A 16653-nucleotide genomic window follows, 5' to 3' on the forward strand; every position below is an offset into this window, starting at 1 on the left:
CCGATACTAACCCGCTGAGAGTCGTTCTTATTCATCCATTTTGCAGGGGCTTTCGATAATCGCCCGGCAAATTGGCGGTCCTCGCCCGCGCGGCAGGGCGAGGGCGCTTGCCGCATGCACCCCACGGTCCCCTCCAGGGAGAGGGCGGGGGACGGCAGGCCTGGCGGATAACCGCGAGCGGTCATTCGCCCTGCCGGAGCCGCGGCGGGCGGAGGTGCTTGCCGCGTGCGCCGAACGGCTCCTCTCCCTTCAGGGAGAAGGCGGGGGAGAGGGCGAGCCAGGCCGACGAGCGCCAGAGGTGGGTGGGCGCTCAGGCCAGTCCGCCATTCTCCGGTAGCAGCGCGCCGCCATCCACCACCAGCGTCTGTCCGGTGATGTAGCTCGCCTCGTCGGACGCGAGGAACAGCATGGCGTGGGCGATATCCCGTGGCTGGCCGACGCGGCCGAGAGGGATGTGCGCCGCGAGACGGCCGGCGTCGCCGAGGTTGCCCAGCGCCGGGGTGGCGATGAGGCCGGGTTCGACGCCGTTGACGGTGATCCCGTCGCCGGCCAGTTCCAGCGCGGCGGCGCGGATGAAACCGTTGACCCCGGCCTTGCTCGCTGCATAGTGGGCGAGTCCGGCGATCGCCGTGCGCGGACCGGTCACCGAGGATGTCACCAGTACCCGCCCCGCCAGGCTGCGCCGCAGGGCGGGAAGGGCGGCCTGGGTCAGCCAGAAGCAGCTTTTCAGGTTCACCGCGAGGGTTTGCTCCAGCGTCTCGTCGCCCAGGTCGGCGAGAGTGCACTGGGCGAAGGCCGCGGCATTGTGGAGGAGGATGTCCAACTGGCCGAAGCGCTCCAGGGTGGCGAGCACCGCGCGCTCGGCGGCGTCGCGGCTGCCCAGGTCGACGGCCAGCAGTTCGGCTTCGCCCCCCGCCGCGCGGATCGCCGCCAGGGTGGCCTGGCCGCTGCTGGCGGTGCGAGTCGCCAGCAGCACCCTGGCGCCTTGCGCGGCGAAGTGCTCGGCGATGGCGCGGCCGATGCCCTGGCCAGCGCCGGTGACCAGCGCGACGCGACTTTCCAGGCGCCTCATGCGTCATCCTCCAGCAGTTCGCCCAGGCAGTCGCGCAGCAGGCGGTTGTGCAGGTCAACATCTTCTGTCCGGGTCGCCGGGCAGACCAGCGCCATGTTGTGGAAGGGCGTCAGCAGCACCCCGCGGTTCAGCAGGTAGAGATGCAGGTATGCCTCGATCAGCCCGTGCCGCGCATGATGGGCTTCGCCACCGTTGCGCGGGGCATGGGTCATGAACAGGTATTCGACGCGCGCGCCGATGCGTGTCACGTGCCAGGGCAGGCGCATGTCCTCGAGTATCGCCCGGACACCCTCTTCGAGCCGGGCGGCGAGTTCGAACATGTGCCGGTAGGCGACTTCGGTCATCACCTCGGCGAAGGTCGCGCGCATTGCCGCCAGTTGCAGGGCATTGCCGGCCAGCGTGCCGCCGAAGCCGAAGTGGTTGATCGCCTGTCCCGGGCGAAAATGCGGGAGCACCACCCAGATGCGCTCCGCCAGCGCCTGGCTGCAACCCCAGACCGCGCTGGGAATGCCGCCGGCGATGCATTTGCCGAGGACCAGGAAGTCCGGCTCCAGGCCATGTGCGCCGCTGTAGCCGGAAGAGCCGCAGGAGATGGTGTGGGTTTCGTCGATGACCAGGGACACGCCGTGGCGGCGAGTCAGTTCGCGCAGGCCGGCGTGGAAACCCTCGGCTGGCGGGACCATGCCGACATTGGTCATGAACGGCTCGGTCAGCACTGCGGCGACGTCGCCATGGGCGAGGGCGGCTTCCAGCGCGCCGAGGTCATTGAACTCCACCAGGCGGGTGGTGGCGTCGTGGCGCACGCCGTTGGGATGCACGCCGTCGCGCGGGACCATCCGGCCCTCGCCGTCGAACTCCACCTGCGATTCGTCGACGCTCCCGTGGTAGTTGCAGTTGAAAACCACCACCTTGTCGCGGCCGCTGAGCATCCGGCACAGGCGCAGGACGAAGCGGTTGGCATCGGTCGCCGAGGTGGTCACCTGCCAGTAAGGCAGGCCGAAGCGGCGCGCCAGTTCGGCGCCCACCCACAGGCTGTCCTCGCTCGGCAGCATCAGGGTCGAACCGTGCCGCGCCTGCCGGGCGATGACCTCGGCCACCGCCGGTTGGGCGTGGCCGAACATGGCGCCGGTGTCGCCGAGGGCGAAGTCGACATAGTGGTGTCCGTCGATATCGGTGACTCGCGCGCCCCAGGCGTCCTTGACCACCAGCGGGCAATTGCCCGGCCATTGCTGCATCCAGTGCAGCGGGGCGCCGTACAGCCAGTGACGGAGATTCTCCCGGTATGCCGCCATGGAACGCGGATGCAACGCGTCGAAGCACCGCAGTTCGCGCTGGAACAGGGTTTCGACACGAGCCAGGTCGAGGCCGAGGATGTTGTTTTCCATGCTGGCCTCACTGTTCGTGGCGGGTCTGGCCGAGTACCCGGGCGAGGGCGCCGACCGGGAAGTTCACCGGGGTGGCGAAGTCGTCGCCCTGGTAGCCGAAGATCTTGCCGTCGGTACGCCCGGCTTCGAGGTCGATGAGCAGCACGCCGAGGGTCGGCACGATCTTTTCGCGCCAGACGAAGAGGTACAGACGCTCGGCCAGTCGGTAGTGGTGGCAGCGGTCGGTGTCGGCCAGGCCCTGCTCGGCGCCGCGCAGGCAATGCCAGGTATAGAAGCGCGGATTCAGGTAGATGTGCTCGTAGGCCTCGCTGGCGCTGTAGACGTACTGGTTGCGCAGGCCGAGCAGTTCTTCGCTGGGCGCGTGCGGGCAGGCGCCGGGCTGCCAGGGACGCCCGAGGCTGCCGTGCAGGAACCCGGCCTCGACGCCGGTCGGTTCCTGGCCGCTGAGCGCACGGCTGAACAGGCCCTGCTCGCAGGTGGCGCGGGTTGGCAACCGGCCGAGTACCGCGGTGAATGCCAGGTGGTGGAAATCCAGCACCAGGCTGACCGACACCGTCCGGCCGTCTTCCTGCTTGAGGAAGTCCACCAGGTAGATGTTTTCCCGCAGCGAACTGGCGCGATAGGCCGACTCGCCGCTGACGCTGCCGTCCGCCAGGCGCCAGCGCAGGCGTTGCCGGCCGAAGGCGTGCTGGATGATCCAGCCGTTGGCGAAGTGCAGGACCAGCTCGCGTCCGTCGAGGTCGAGGCTGGCGGGCAGGACGTGGCTGTCCGGGGCGAAGCTATCGGCCAGGGCGCCGACGGTGATCCATTCGGGGTGGGGGGAGGCGGGCATGGCGAGTCTCCGGTCGTTGGGAAAGCGCCATGCTGGCGTGTCGCGACGTCGCACGGTATCGACCGGATGGTTGAGGTGCCGATGCGGTCTACGGACATTTCCTTGAATAACGTGAAAGTTTGCGTAGGAAAATACTTTTGGTAGTTCGAATGATTGGTCTGATATTGAAAATTTAATGTTTTTCTGTTGCGAATCTTGATGTGGAAGTGCTTTAAGCATTGCTCTCGGAAAAGGACTACATATATTTTCGTATGTTTATTATTTTTATGATTTTCCTTTCTTTCTAACATCTTTCTTCGCGCTTCGAGCGATGTTCTCCAACTGCCCCGCAGTCATGGTCGCTCGCAGTGGCTGTTCCTTATTTGCACGAAAAGACTTGGCTCGCCCCATTCGATCCGAACTTGCAGCGGATCTCGACGGTGTTGTCAGGATGTTCCATCCACTTGAAAGGAAATCAGATGAACATGTTCAAGCGTAGCGTTCTCGCTCCCCTCGCCGTTTCCGGCGCTCTCCTGGCCATGGGATCTCCCGCGTTCGCCGCCGATGGCGTGGTCAACTTCATGGGCAGCATCTCCGACGTGACCTGTGACATCAACGGCCAGGCGCCGGGTATCGGCAACGTCACCCATGTCGACCTGGGTACCGTAGCTCCCGGCGTATTCACCGCGGTCGGCACCGCATCCCCCTTCAAGAACTTCGACCTGGTCCTGTCCGGCGCCGGCTGCACCGATGGCAAGAAGGCTTCCATCGCCTTCGACGCCGTGACCAACGTGGACCAGTCCACCGGCAACCTGAAGCTGACCAGCAACTCCCCGGCTGGCGGCGTGCAGATCCAGATCTACAACAACGCCGGCAACAATTCCAAGATCCCGCTGGGCTCGGCCGAGGCTTCGCCGCAACAGGCCGAGATCAAGAACAACACCGCGACCCTGAAATACAAGGCGTCCTATGTCTCCACCGCCGCCACCGTCACTCCGGGCAGCGGCGTGTCCCATATCCGCTACGTGCTGGCGTACCAGTAAGCAGCTCGGACACAGGGGCGCGACCATGGCTTCGCCAATGCACAATGTTCTCCTCTCTTGGGTTGCGGCGAGCGCCGTGGTCTTCGCCCTGGGCGTCTCCCCGGCCGAGGCCGGGTTGGTCGCCCAGGGTACCCGGGTCGTGTTTCCTGGCAATGAGCGCGAAGTCACCCTGCGGGTCAACAATACCTCCAGCGTGCCGGTGCTGGCGCAGGCCTGGATCGACGATGGACGCGAGGATGTGCCGCCCGAGCAACTGAACATGCCGTTCAGCATCACCCCCGCGGTCGCCCGGGTGGAGCCCAACGGGGGCCTGGTCCTGCGCGTCGCCTACCTCGGCACGGCATTGCCGAAGGACCGCGAGTCGGTGTTCTGGCTGAATATCCTGGAAGTGCCGCCACGGGACGAGAGCGACGAGAATGCCTTGCAGTTCTCTTTCCGTTCTCGCCTCAAGTTGTTCTTCCGTCCCAGCCAGTTGAAAAGTGCCGAATCCGCACCTGAAAAGCTCCGCTGGAAGTTGGTTGGAAGTGCGGGACGAAGTCCAGTCGTTCGAGTCGATAATCCCACGCCGTATTTCGTTTCTTTCTCCGACGTCGAGGTGCTTGTCGATGGACGCGCCGTCTCGATCGGCAATGGCATGGTTTCCCCGTTCTCCCGGAAGGACTTCGGCGCAAAGAAGAACATGCCGCTCGATAGCCGGAACGCTTCCGTCCGCTTCGAGGTGATCAACGATTACGGCGGCCGTTCCACGCTCGAGCGAGCGCTCGGCGAGTAAAGCGGTTTCCCGCGGTTTCTCTCTCTGGTTCGACATATGGGTGGCGATTATCCATCGCCGCAGGGATTACATATGCCTAAAGTTTTTCGTCATGGGGGGCGGTCGGCTCGTGGCTCGGGCCGGGGGCAGCTTCTCCCGTCGCGCATGGCGGAACAAGGATGTTTCTCCATGCGCACCCGGTGCCTTGTTCTTGTGCTCATGTCGTTGCCTTCCCTTTCCTGGACCGGCAGCGCCAGTGCCGGGCCGCGTGAAGGAGCGCCACGGCAGGCCGAGCCCGTGGCTGCGAACGGCCCCGTGTTGCCGGCGACGCCTGCCGCCAGGGGCGCGCCGCCGCGCCGGATCGTCTTCGATGCGCAGATGCTGTCGCTGGGAGCGGGGGGCCGCGCCATCGACACTTCGCGCTTCGAGCGCGGCAACGTCATCGAGCCGGGGCGCTATCGTCTCGACCTGCTGGTCAACAACCAGTGGCGGGGTGTCGAGGACGTCGAGTTGCGCCGCGAGCCGGGCCAGGACAGCGCGGTGCTCTGCTACGACCGGCGCCTGCTGGAGCGGGCCGGTATCGACCTGGCCAGGAGCGCGCGCGGGCAGGACGGCGTTTCCGGCGGCGTCCCGCTGCCCGAGGGACTGGCCTGCGAGCCACTGGCGCGCCACGTGCCGGGCGCCACAACCAGGCTGGACATCGCCGAGCAGGCCATCTATCTCTCGGTGCCCGAGTTTTACCTGAGCCTGGCCTCCTCGAAGACCTACGTCGATCCGTCGAGCTGGGACAACGGCATTTCCGCCGCGCTGCTCAACTACAACGCCAGCCTCTACAACACCGATACCCGCGGCAGGAGCGACACCAGCGGTTATGCCGGGCTGAACGCCGGCCTGAATCTGGGCCGGCTGCGCCTGCGCCACAACGGCACGGCCACCTGGTCGCGGCGCAACGGCAGCCACTACCAGCGCAGCGCCACCTACGGCCAGACCGATCTTCCGGCCTGGCGCTCGCAACTGCTGGTGGGGGAAAGTTCGACCAGCAGCGAGTTCTTCGACCCGGTGTCGTTCCGTGGCGCGCGGCTTTCCAGCGACGACCGGATGCTGCCCGACTCGCTGCGCTATTACGCGCCGGTGGTGCGCGGAACGGCCAACACCAATGCGCGGGTCTCGGTCTACCAGCGCGGCTACCTGATCTACGAGACCACCGTGGCCCCCGGCGCCTTCGCCCTCGACGAACTGCAGGCCGCAAGCTTCGGCGGCGACCTGGAAGTGCGAGTGGCCGAGGCCAGTGGCGAGGTGCGCACCTTCATCGTGCCGTTCGCCACCACGGTACAACTGCTGCGTCCCGGCACCACGCGCTACAGCCTGACCGCCGGGCAGGTCAACGATCCCAGCCTGGAGCGGCGACCGAACCTGGTGCAAGGCGTCTACCAGCGCGGCCTGGGCAACGACCTGACCGCCTATGGGGGCGGGGCCTTCACCGGCAGCTACATGTCGGCGCTGCTGGGCCTGGCCCTGAACACGCCGATCGGCGGCTTCGCCGGGGACGTGACGCTGGCGCGAACCGACGTGCCCGGCGGTGGCGGCCAGTTGAACGGTTCGAGCTACCGGCTTTCCTACAGCAAGAACCTGCCGAACACCGGCACCAACTTCTCGCTGCTCGCCTACCGCTATTCCACCAGTGGCTACCTGGGGCTGCGCGACGCGGTGTTCATGCAGGACCGGGTGGACAGGGGCGAGCCGCTGGAGTCGTTCTCGCGCCTGCGCAATCGCGTGGATGCCAACATCAGCCAGCAGCTCGGCGCCGGCGGGGGCCACCTGTACCTCAACGGTTCCGCGCAGCGCTACTGGAGCCATGGTGGCCGGGCCGTGAACTTCTCGGTCGGCTACAGCAACCAGTGGCGCGACGTCAGCTATACCCTCTCCGCGCAACGTCTGCGCAGCCAGTACGAGGGCTTCTCCGACCGTGAGCGCGGCGGCGCCAGCAGTACCCTGTTCAGCCTGAGCGTTTCCATTCCGCTGGGCGGTCCCGGCCGTGGCTCGCCGACCCTGAGCAGCTACCTCACCCATGACAGCGCCAGCGGCACGCAGCTCACCAGTGGGGTGTCCGGCCTGCTGGGCAGGCGCGATGAGCTTTCCTACGCGCTGTCGGCCTCCCACGATCGCGAGCGCGGAGAGACCTCGAAGAACGCCAGCCTCGACTACCGCCTGCCGCAGGTGGAACTGGGTTCGAGCCTGTCGCAGGGCCCGGGTTATCGCCAGGTGTCGCTCAAGGCGTCCGGCGGCCTGGTCGCCCATGCCGGCGGGCTCACCGCCACCCAGATGCTGGGCGAGACCATTGCCCTGGTGCATGCCGCCGATGCCCTGGGCGCACGCGCCGGCTATGCCGGCAACAGGGTCGACCGCAGTGGCTACGCGGTGGTCCCCAACCTGATTCCCTACCAGTCGAACAGTATCGACCTCGATCCCCTCGGGATGCCCGAGGCGGTGGAACTGAAGGCCAGCTCGCGCAACGTGGCGCCCACCGCCGGGGCGGTGGTGCGCCTGGAGTATCCGACGCGGATCGCCCGCCCGCTGCTGGTCGACAGCCGGATGCCCAGCGGCGAGCCGCTGCCCTTCGCCGCGGAAGTCGTCGATGCGCAGAGCGGAGAGAACGTCGGTGCCGTCGGCCAGGGCAGCCGCCTGGTGCTGCGCGTCGAACGGGAACGCGGCACGTTGCGCGTGCGCTGGGGCGACGCGCCCGACCAGCAGTGCCTGCTGGACTATGCGTTGCCGGCGCGCGCGCAGACCTCGACGGTCCTGAAGCTGGCGTGCCGGCCGGTGGCCGGAGGACTGCGCTCGTGATCCGCCGATGCCTGCATCGCTGCGGCTTGGCGCTCGGCCTTTCTCTCGCGCTGCCGGCGAGCGTCGACGCGGCGCTGAACGTGGTCGGTAGCCGCTTCATCTATCCGGCGCAGAGCGACGCCCTGAGCATCCGTATCGGCAATGGCGGCCAGCGGCCGATCCTGGTCCAGGCCTGGCTGGATCGCGGCGATGGCTCCGCCGACCCGAGCACCGTCCAGGTGCCCTTCGTCCTGTCTCGGCCATTGTCGCGTGTCGAGCCGCAGGAAAAGTACGCGTTGCAGCTGCGCTACACCGGCGAGCCGCTGCCGGACGACCGTGAATCGCTGTTCTGGCTGAACCTGCTCGAGGTGCCATCGCGGGACGAGGGCCGCGACAACCTGCTGCTGCTGAGCTACCGCCTGCGGATGAAGGTCCTGTTTCGCCCGCGGGGATTGCCCGGCGATCCACGGGCGGCCGCCGGACAGGTGGCCTGGCGCCTGTTGCCGGCCGCGTCGCCGGGGAAGCTGGCGGTGCTCGAGGCCGACAACCGTTCCCCCTATCACGTTTCCCTGACCCGCCTGGAACTGCGCGAGGGGGACGTGGCGATCGCCCTTGGCAACCCGACCCTGCCGCCATTCAGCCGTACCCCGCTGCCACTGCCCAAGCCGGCGCGCGCGGGCGCGCGGGTTCACTACGAGGTCGTGGATGACCAGGGCCGGATCGAGGTCGGCGTGGCGTCGACCGGCCCGCCCGTGGCGGAACACCCCTAGGAGTTCGGCAGGGCCCGGGGAGATGGGGCGCTGCCGCAGCATGGCCCTGCAAATAGGTTGCGGGGCTTCATTGGAGAGGAAGTAGACAGATGAACAAATGCTATGCACTGGTCTGGAACGCATCCCAGGGCTGCTGGAACGTCGCCAGCGAAGGTAGCCGTCGGCGTGGCAAGACCGCTGGCGTACGGGCGGTGGCGGCCTCGCTCCTCGCCCTGATGGGCGCGGGCGCCCTGGCTCCGGCCTATGCACTGCCGACCGACCCCAAGGTGGTGGCCGGCAGCGGAGACATCCAGTTGGTCGGCGCCAAGAGCATGTCGATCAACCAGCACACCGAGAAGCTGATCACCAACTGGGATTCCTTCAGCGTCGGCGCCGGCGAGCGAGTAACCTTCAACCAGCCAACCTCGGCTTCGATTGCCCTGAACCGGGTGCTCGGCACCAGGGCCAGCGATATCCAGGGCAATATCGACGCCAACGGCAAGGTATTCCTGGTCAACCCCAACGGCGTGCTCTTCGGCCGTAATGCCCAGGTCAACGTCGGTGGCCTGGTGGTTTCGACGCAGGACATCAAGGACGCCGATTTCCTGGCCAGCAAGTTCCAGTTCTCCGGCTCGTCGACCAGCGAAGTGCTCAACATGGGGCGCCTGAGCGCGGCGGAAGGGGGATCCATCGCCTTGCTGGGCGCCCGGGTCGACAACCAGGGGACGATCCTGGCGCAGATGGGCACCGCCGCTCTCGGCGCAGGTGGCGATTTCACCCTGAACTTCGATGGCAACCGGCTGCTCGATATCCAGGTCAACGGCGCCGTCGTCGGTGCGCTGGCGAAGAACGGCGGCCTGCTGAAGGCCGATGGCGGCCAGGTGCTGATGACCGCCAGGGCAACCACCACGGTCCTCGGCTCGGTGGTGAACAACCAGGGCGCCATCGAGGCCAGGAGTCTGCGCGGCCAGTCCGGCAAGATCATCCTCGATGGCGGTTCGGGCAAGGTGCTCGTGGCCGGCGCGCTGTCCGCCAACGCGCTGAACGAGCCGGGCCACGGTGGCACGGTGGAGATGAAAGCGGCCGAGGTCGAGGTCAACCTGGCGACCCAGGTGAACACCCTGGCCAGCAACGGCAACAATGGCATCTGGAAGATCAGCGCCGACAAGGTCGACGTCCATCGCACGGCGCTGGCCAGCGGCGGCACCGTGCATGTCGATACCCTGTCGCGCAACCTGGCGACCACCAATATCGAACTGAACTCGACCAAGGGCGACCTGAACCTGAATGGTCCGGTGGCCTGGGCCTCGGGCAACCGGCTGGCGCTGAACTCCGCCGGCGACCTGAACCTGAACGGCAAGCTGACCGCTACCGGCGTCAATGCCAGGCTGGGTCTGCAGGCCAAGGGCGGGATCGAGATCAACGACAAGATCGTGATCAGCGGCGCCTCCAGCGGCATGAGCCTGGAGGCCGGCAACGGACATCGGGTGAACGGCAATGCGTCGGTCACGCTGTCCGGCGCCAATGCGAGCTATGTCTCGGGCGGTTATTACTACACGGTGGTCCAGACCCTGGCGCAACTGCAGGCGATCAACACCAACCTGGACGGCCTCTACGTCCTCGGCAACAACATCCTGGGCAGCTACTACTGCACGGCATTGCAGTCCATTGGCGGTCCCGCCGGCGTCTTCACCGGAACCCTGGATGGTCTGGGCAACACCATCGGCAACCTCTCGATCACCAACACCGGGGCCAACGTCGGCCTGTTCGCCCGCTCTTCCGGCACCCTGTCCAACCTGAAGCTGGACAACCTGCGGGTCTCCGACAGCAACTACGGCGCCGGGCCGTCCTCCCTCGGCGCGCTGGTGGGTATCAACAACGGCCTGGTTTCCAATGTCACCGCCACCCGGATCAGCGTCAATGGCAGCAGTTCGCGCTCCAACGCCGTGGGCGGCCTGGTCGGCCGCAACAACGGCGGGCGGATTCGCGCCGCCAGCGTCAGCGGCACGGTCAGCGGCTACGCGCCCACCACCGCGATCGGCGGTTTGGTCGGCGAGAACGCTTCCAATGGTCGGCAGGCGCTGATCGAGGACAGTAATTCCAGCGTGCAGATCGCCGCCAGGTCCACCGAGCGCAACAGCCTGGGCGGCGTCGGCGGCCTGGTCGGGTTGAATTCGCGCGGCGTGATCAACAACTCCCATAGCCAGGGCCGGGTCGATGCCTCCAGGGCCGGCCTCAACGTGGGTGGCCTGGTCGGTTTCAACCTGATGGGCGAGATATTCCGCAGCAGCGCCAGCGGCCAGGTGGTGGCGGGCAGCGCCGGCTATACTGGCGGCCTGATCGGCTTGAACAGCAACGGTGTGATTTCGCAGTCCCAGGCCAGCGGCATGGTTTTCAGCAGCAGCGGCCTGGCGACCGGCGGGTTGGTGGGCAGGAACGAGGGCGACAGCGAGCTGAGGAACGTCAAGGCCAGCGGCAATGTCACGGACAGCTACGGTACGGACATCGGCGGCCTGATCGGAGTCAATACCGCCGCGCGGGTGGATACCGCCGAGGCGACCGGCAAGGTCACCGGGGGCGCCAACAGCCGGGTCGGCGGTCTGGTCGGCAGCAACATCAGCGCCTCGCTCGATCATGTGATCGCCCGCGGCGCCGTGTTCGGCGGCATCAACAGCCAGGTCGGCGGAATCGCCGGCAGCAACAGCGGCGAGATCTCCAGCGCGGATACCCGCGGCATCGTCTCCGCTGGCTCGAACAGTTCGCTCGGCGGCCTGGTAGGGACCAACTTCGGCAGCATCATGGCATCCAGCAGCAAGAACGACGTGCGGGGCGGGAGCCGCAGCCGCATCGGCGGTCTGGTGGGCGAGAACCAGATCCAGGGACGAATCAGCTCTTCCAGCTCGGAGAGCACCGTCAGCGGCGACTACTACACCACCATGGGCGGTATTGCCGGAGTCAACCTGGGGCGGATCGAGTACTCCGGCGTCAGCGGCAGGATCAACTTCAGGCCGCAATCCAACTATGGGCAGATCTACGGCTCCCTGGTGGGCGAGAACCGTGGCGTCCTCGTCGGCAACTACGTGACCGGCGAGGCGGCGGTCCTGCCGCCTGCCGGCGTCGACTACGGGCAAATCTGGTAAGGCAGGCGGGGAGCCTCCCCGGCAGGGGGGCTCCCTTTCCGCGTCGACGGCGGCCTTCCGGATTCCTGCGGCGGCCGCCTTTTCCACAAGAACATCCTGGAGAATCCCATGAGCGCGAGGTCTTTTCCCTTCGGCCATATCCCCGCCGGACGTGCCTGCCGGCCGCTGCTTCTGTGCTCCCTGCTCGCCGGGCTGTCCCTGCAGCCGGCCTCGGCGCTGGACGAGATCGCGCGCGACTGCACCTTCCGCAACGGCCTGGGAGGCCCCTGGCGCGCAGTCAACGACCTGACCAGCAACACGCCCAAGGGCACCGTGTTGTTCATCAGGCCGGTCAACCTGTTTATCGACTACAAGGTGTCGTACTCCGCGGAGCCGCATGAGTTGATCCTGGGGGGAAACTGGAGCGGGGTCGGCTATCCGGAATCCTTCGGGACGGTACAGACCAACATCCACGGGATCGGCTACCGGATCTCCATGGATGCCCAGGATGGCGTCAAGCGACCGATCCCCATCGATAACATTCCTCACGCCCTCGATCGACGCGCGACCGTCAATGCCGGCGGCGCGGTCAACGACTACCTGCAGGAACTGGTGCTGACGGTCGATCCCAGGGACCTCCCCAGTGGCGAACTGCTGGTCACCCGCGTTTCCGGCAGTGCGATGCTGAACCTCTGGGCGGTGGACATGCTCAAGGGCGAAACGTCCTTGGGGGGGCGCTTCGACATTCCCACCAGCAACACGCCGGTTGGTGTATGCCGGACGCCTTATCGGCTGGTCGGGCCGGAGGCGATCAATATCGGCGGCGGACCGCCGCCGCTGATTCCTAACAAGTGCAAGGTCGAGGTCGGGCAGACCATCCCGGTCGAGCTGGGCAGCGTCGCGCTGAAGGATTTTCCGCAGATCAACGATACCTCCAGGGCGCGCCACTTCAGCATCACCCTGAGCGAATGCGCGGCGGCGGCGAAGCCGCAGGTGGCCTTCCAGGACAAGTACGCCTCCGTGGCCCCGGCCGATCCGACGATCCTCAGCCTGAAGAACGGCGGTGCCAAGGGTTTCGGCATCGTCGTCGAGAACGGCCTGGACAGCGGCAGGCGCATCCGCTTCGACGGCACGCCTTACCCGATGCGCCGCGTCGGCGACACCGCCGACATTCCCCTGAGCGCCGCCTACATCCGTACCGGCACCGCGGCCGAGCTCAAGGCCGGGGTGGCCGACGGCGCGGCCGAGTTCAGCTTCACCTTCCCCTGAGCGGAGCGGGCGAGGGATTCATGGGGGAGATCACGCCATAGGTCTGCTCCGGTTCCAGAATCGCGGGCTCCACCCCAAGCACAGGTCTAGGGGCGGCGAGCCATCCAGCGAATCCTCGGTACAAGCCCTGGAGAGCGCGCTGCAGCTTGCCATCAGGCGCACTTCGCCGACCATGTGCGCCATGCCTTGCAGGCGATGGAGGATACCGCCCAGGGCCGCGATGTCGCCTGGCATGGCCAGCCCGCGCAGGTTCGCCGGAAGGGCACGGGGTTCGCCACTTGAGGCTGGCACCTCGGCGCCCAGGCGATCCTTGAGCAACGAGGCGATGTCGGCGCTCAGCCGGTCATGGCCGCCGTCGCGGTAGACGATGGCCAGCGGCGGGAAGTCGCGGGTGGTGGTGCCGAGACTGGGTGCGCTTGCGCGGCAGCCAGGCCCGGTTCGTCTTGTCCTGCTGCACGCCCGACCTTAAACGGCAAGTTGATATCGCAACGACCGCCAGTCCGCTGGCTCCAGGCGGATCAGTGCTTCTGTCCCAGGCAATAATGCATGAAGTCGCGGCCGCTCATGGGCGGGGCGAGGGCGACCCCCTGGCCGAGCGCCACGCCCAGTTCGCCGAGCAACAGGCGCTGCTCGGCGCTTTCCACGCCGGTGGCCACCAGTTGCACGCCGAGGCTCCTGGCCAGTAGCACGGTGGCGTGGATGATGGCCTGGCAATCGGGGTTTCCCAGCAGGTGGTGGGTGAAGGGAATGGCCAGCTTTATCTGGGTGAATGGCAGGTCGAGCAGGCGTTCCAGAGAGGAATGGCCCGAGCCGAAGTCATCCATGGCCAATCCGCAACCGAGCATGCGCAGGCGTGTCAGGTTCTCCAGCAGCAGGGTGGGCGAGTCCGCGAAGGGTTCTTCGGTGAGTTCGAAAAGGACATGTTCGGCGCAGGCGCGATGGCGCCGCAGGGTCTGCGCGAGGAACTCCATCAGGCCGGGCGAGATCGCCTGGGCCGGCGCCAGGTTGAAAGCCAGCTCCACCGGTTTTCCGTACGCGTAGCGGCGCAATTGTCGTTGCCACTCCAGCCCCTGGCCGAGCAGGCGGCCCAGCAGATCGTCGGCGAGTCCCGCTGCCTGCAGCACTTCCAGGAAGGATCCCGGGGTCAGCAGGCCCAGGCGAGGATGGTTCCAGCGGGCGAGTATTTCCGCGCCCTGTATCTGGTTGCCCCGTAACAGGAGCTTGGGCTGGTAATAGGCTTCGAACTCGTTGCAGGCCAGGCCGCGACGGACGTCCGCCGGCGACGGCGTGGGTCTTTGCGGCAAGGCGGGAAGAGCGGGCGGGAGCGGCCTGGGCATGTTCCTGAAGACGGACAGCGCATCGAGCACGGCCCGAGTATCGAAGGATTTGCCGAGGTCGCCGATGAAATCCAGCCCGAGGCGCTGGATCAGGCTGGTGGCCGCCGTCCGCAGCGGGCTCTCCACCGAGGAACTCAGGGCGACGGCCCGCACCAGGCCGACTTCGCTCACCGCCCGGATGAAAGCCAGGCCATCCATTTCCGGCATCTGCAGGTCGCAGATGGCGATATCCACCCCACCGCGTTGCTTGAGCAGGGCCAGGGCCTCGCTGCCGTTCTGCGCTTCGTGGATGTCGACGAGACCCGCCCGGCGCAGGGCGGTGACCGCTGCCAAGCGTAGGAACGGATGATCTTCCAGAACCAGGACGCTGATCTGCCGCATGAGTTACAGGCTTTTTAAATGTTTTTTAATCTTTATGGTGGAGCGATTGTTGGGTAAATAGTCGGTTTCCGTATTTTTTGTAGAAATTTTCCTATTGGATTTCGGTTTTTTTAATTGCTTGGATTTTTTGTTTGGAAAGTGCCTGGAGGTTTCTTCTGTTGGGTGGTTTTTCGGTTTTTATATATCTTCAGGTTATGTGGGTAAGCGGTTTCCAGAGGCTTTTCAAGTGTCTTTGTTGTTAGTTTTCCAAATGGAAAAATAGTAGTTTTACTATGTAAAGCGTGGCGGGGTTTACTAGAGAATACACTCGTTCACTTGGGGTCGGGACATGTGCTGTACGGGCTCCCGGTCCGTGCTTCCTTGCCTGCGGATCGGCACGCCGTTCCCGCGCTGCGCGGATGGTGCCTCGCCGGAGCATGGACAGCGCGGGTCGAGCTTCCCCGTTCCCTGGCGATGCTGTTCCCCGGCCATGCCGTGTGTAGTTTAAGGAGAAGCAAGGATGTCCGTACATAGCATTCGTGTCATGGTTGCGGATGATCATCCCGCCATCTCGCTAGGTATTTCCTACGAACTGAGTCGGAATGATTCGCTGGAAGTACTTGGACAAGTTTCGAATTCTACCGAACTGATCGCGCAACTCAATGAACATGTCTGTGACGTGGCTATCGTGGATTATACGATGCCCGGCGGAAAGTATGGTGATGGGCTGACGTTATTGTCATTGCTGCGGCGGCGTTATCCTCGCCTGCAATTGGTGGTTTTCACCATGTTGAATAATCCGGGACTTATCCGGGCCATTCTCAAGCAGGGAATCAACTGCATCCTGAGCAAGTCCGACTCGACCAGTCATCTGCTGATGGCGGTGAGTGCGGCCTATTCGCGAAACCAGTATTTCTCCCCGTCCATCAGGGACATCTTCGTCAACCAGGTTCTCTCTTCCCACACCGAGCGCCTGACCGCGCGCGAGGCGGAGATCGTCCGGCTGTTCGGTTCCGGACTGACCATCACCGAGATCGCCGAGCAGTCGCACCGTAGCGTGCAGACCATCAGCACGCAGAAGGTCAGCGCGATGAAGAAGCTGGGGATCAAGCGCGACGCCGACCTGATCCGCTACGCGGCGGAAGGCGACAGTCGCGTTCGCTGAAGCGCCGGATGGCGCGGCTTCACCACGGCAGCGGCTGGTTCCGGTAGTCGACGAAGCGGCAGGCATTCGCGCCCGCGGCATCCTCCACCGCGGCGACCAGTCCGGCGGAGCTTTCCTCGACGCTCAGCGGCGCGCTCTCGCCGCCCATTTCGGTACGTACCCAGCCGGGATGCAGGAGCAGCAGGCTGAACGGCAGTTCTCCCAACTCCGCCTGCCAGCTGCGCACCAGGCTGTTCAGCGTAGCCTTGCTGGCTCCGTAGAGGGGCATCGTGGCCGAGAGGCCCAGCCCAAGGCTGGCCATCTGCGAACTCATGAAGGCCACCACGCCGCCTTCGCGCACCTTCCCGGACAGGGCCCTGGCCAGGCGCAGCGGGGCGATGGCGTTGGTGAGGAAGAGCTGGGCGATCTGGGCGCCGTCGATCGTCGTCACATCCTGGTCCGCCGGACCATAGACACCGGCATTCACCACCAGCCGATCGAGCCGCTCCTCCGCCAGTGCGTGCAGGATGGCGCCGGCGCACTGCGCGTCGTCGAGGTTGCCGGTCACCAGTTGCAGGCGATCACCGCTGGCGTGCCGCAAGGCCTGCAGGCCCGCGGAGTCTTCCGGCCGGCGGGCCACGGCGTAGACCCGGGCGCCGCTGTCGAGGTAGCGTGCCACCAGGCCCAGGCCAATGCCGCGCGAGGCGCCGACGATCAGGACGTTGTGCATGGGGTTCTCCCGTCGAAAAGAACCCAGCATACCCAAGCGCGCCGCGCGGCGGTAAGCATG

Annotated in this window: 12 protein-coding genes; 7 read left to right on the forward strand and 5 right to left on the reverse strand. The window is 65.9% G+C overall.

Annotated features, from left to right (window positions below; genetic code table 11):
• Positions 1-310: 310 nt before the first annotated feature.
• From PSPA7_RS04805 to PSPA7_RS04815, 3 genes are read right to left on the reverse strand one after another with little or no spacing between them, the layout of a single operon-like run.
• Positions 311-1072 (reverse strand): SDR family oxidoreductase, encoded by a 762-nt coding sequence (locus PSPA7_RS04805; RefSeq protein ID WP_012074350.1) that lies wholly within the window; start codon positions 1070-1072, stop codon positions 311-313.
• On the reverse strand, positions 1069-2457 hold the full coding sequence (locus tag PSPA7_RS04810) for an aspartate aminotransferase family protein (protein WP_012074351.1): 1389 nt from the start codon (positions 2455-2457) through the stop codon (positions 1069-1071). Before PSPA7_RS04810 ends, PSPA7_RS04805 begins: the two co-directional genes overlap by 4 nt.
• Before the next feature lie 7 nt (positions 2458-2464).
• Positions 2465-3289, reverse strand: coding sequence for a molybdenum cofactor biosynthesis F family protein (locus PSPA7_RS04815; protein ID WP_012074352.1), 825 nt, complete (start codon positions 3287-3289; stop codon positions 2465-2467).
• Positions 3290-3747: 458 nt separating this feature from the next.
• On the opposite strand from PSPA7_RS04815, the gene PSPA7_RS04820 reads away from it, so the two are divergent.
• The 6 genes from PSPA7_RS04820 to PSPA7_RS04845 all read left to right on the forward strand — a co-directional run bounded on the left by PSPA7_RS04820 (position 3748) and on the right by PSPA7_RS04845 (position 13022).
• On the forward strand, positions 3748-4311 hold the full coding sequence (locus PSPA7_RS04820; protein ID WP_012074354.1) for a fimbrial protein: 564 nt from the start codon (positions 3748-3750) through the stop codon (positions 4309-4311).
• 25 nt (positions 4312-4336) lie between these two features.
• Entirely contained in the window at positions 4337-5083 is a 747-nt protein-coding gene (locus PSPA7_RS04825; protein ID WP_012074355.1) for a fimbrial biogenesis chaperone, read from the forward strand.
• A 294-nt stretch (positions 5084-5377) separates the two neighbouring features.
• Positions 5378-7906, forward strand: a complete 2529-nt coding sequence (locus tag PSPA7_RS04830) for a fimbria/pilus outer membrane usher protein (protein ID WP_012074356.1) — start codon at positions 5378-5380, stop codon at positions 7904-7906.
• The gene (locus PSPA7_RS04835) at positions 7903-8655 is read left to right on the forward strand and encodes a fimbrial biogenesis chaperone (protein ID WP_012074357.1); all 753 of its coding nucleotides are present in this window, start codon (positions 7903-7905) and stop codon (positions 8653-8655) included. Before PSPA7_RS04830 ends, PSPA7_RS04835 begins: the two co-directional genes overlap by 4 nt.
• A gap of 89 nt (positions 8656-8744) precedes the next feature.
• Positions 8745-11774: a two-partner secretion domain-containing protein gene (locus tag PSPA7_RS04840; RefSeq protein WP_012074358.1), complete on the forward strand. Its 3030-nt coding sequence runs from the start codon at positions 8745-8747 to the stop codon at positions 11772-11774.
• Positions 11775-11882: 108 nt separating this feature from the next.
• Positions 11883-13022, forward strand: coding sequence for a fimbrial protein (locus tag PSPA7_RS04845; RefSeq protein ID WP_012074359.1), 1140 nt, complete (start codon positions 11883-11885; stop codon positions 13020-13022).
• Between the two features lie 518 nt (positions 13023-13540).
• Here PSPA7_RS04845 and PSPA7_RS04850 read toward each other — a convergent pair.
• On the reverse strand, positions 13541-14740 hold the full coding sequence (locus PSPA7_RS04850; protein WP_012074360.1) for an EAL domain-containing response regulator: 1200 nt from the start codon (positions 14738-14740) through the stop codon (positions 13541-13543).
• Between the two features lie 499 nt (positions 14741-15239).
• On the opposite strand from PSPA7_RS04850, the gene PSPA7_RS04855 reads away from it, so the two are divergent.
• A complete protein-coding gene (locus PSPA7_RS04855; protein ID WP_012074361.1) occupies positions 15240-15884 on the forward strand; it encodes a response regulator in 645 nt (214 codons plus the stop codon).
• Positions 15885-15903: 19 nt separating this feature from the next.
• Here PSPA7_RS04855 and PSPA7_RS04860 read toward each other — a convergent pair whose 3' ends face one another.
• Positions 15904-16593: an SDR family oxidoreductase gene (locus PSPA7_RS04860; protein ID WP_012074362.1), complete on the reverse strand. Its 690-nt coding sequence runs from the start codon at positions 16591-16593 to the stop codon at positions 15904-15906.
• Positions 16594-16653 lie beyond the last annotated feature (60 nt).

It is taken from the genome of Pseudomonas paraeruginosa PA7 (assembly GCF_000017205.1).
GTDB lineage: Bacteria > Pseudomonadota > Gammaproteobacteria > Pseudomonadales > Pseudomonadaceae > Pseudomonas > Pseudomonas paraeruginosa.

What these genes read in the sequence shown, in the direction of transcription:
- PSPA7_RS04805 (WP_012074350.1), bottom strand. Translation starts at nt 1,072, where the DNA reads ATGAGGCGCCTGGAAAGTCGCGTCGCGCTGGTCACCGGCGCTGGCCAG.
- PSPA7_RS04810 (WP_012074351.1), bottom strand. Translation starts at nt 2,457, where the DNA reads ATGGAAAACAACATCCTCGGCCTCGACCTGGCTCGTGTCGAAACCCTG.
- PSPA7_RS04815 (WP_012074352.1), bottom strand. Translation starts at nt 3,289, where the DNA reads ATGCCCGCCTCCCCCCACCCCGAATGGATCACCGTCGGCGCCCTGGCC.
- PSPA7_RS04820 (WP_012074354.1), top strand. Translation starts at nt 3,748, where the DNA reads ATGAACATGTTCAAGCGTAGCGTTCTCGCTCCCCTCGCCGTTTCCGGC.
- PSPA7_RS04825 (WP_012074355.1), top strand. Translation starts at nt 4,337, where the DNA reads ATGGCTTCGCCAATGCACAATGTTCTCCTCTCTTGGGTTGCGGCGAGC.
- PSPA7_RS04840 (WP_012074358.1), top strand. Translation starts at nt 8,745, where the DNA reads ATGAACAAATGCTATGCACTGGTCTGGAACGCATCCCAGGGCTGCTGG.
- PSPA7_RS04845 (WP_012074359.1), top strand. Translation starts at nt 11,883, where the DNA reads ATGAGCGCGAGGTCTTTTCCCTTCGGCCATATCCCCGCCGGACGTGCC.
- PSPA7_RS04850 (WP_012074360.1), bottom strand. Translation starts at nt 14,740, where the DNA reads ATGCGGCAGATCAGCGTCCTGGTTCTGGAAGATCATCCGTTCCTACGC.
- PSPA7_RS04855 (WP_012074361.1), top strand. Translation starts at nt 15,240, where the DNA reads ATGTCCGTACATAGCATTCGTGTCATGGTTGCGGATGATCATCCCGCC.
- PSPA7_RS04860 (WP_012074362.1), bottom strand. Translation starts at nt 16,593, where the DNA reads ATGCACAACGTCCTGATCGTCGGCGCCTCGCGCGGCATTGGCCTGGGC.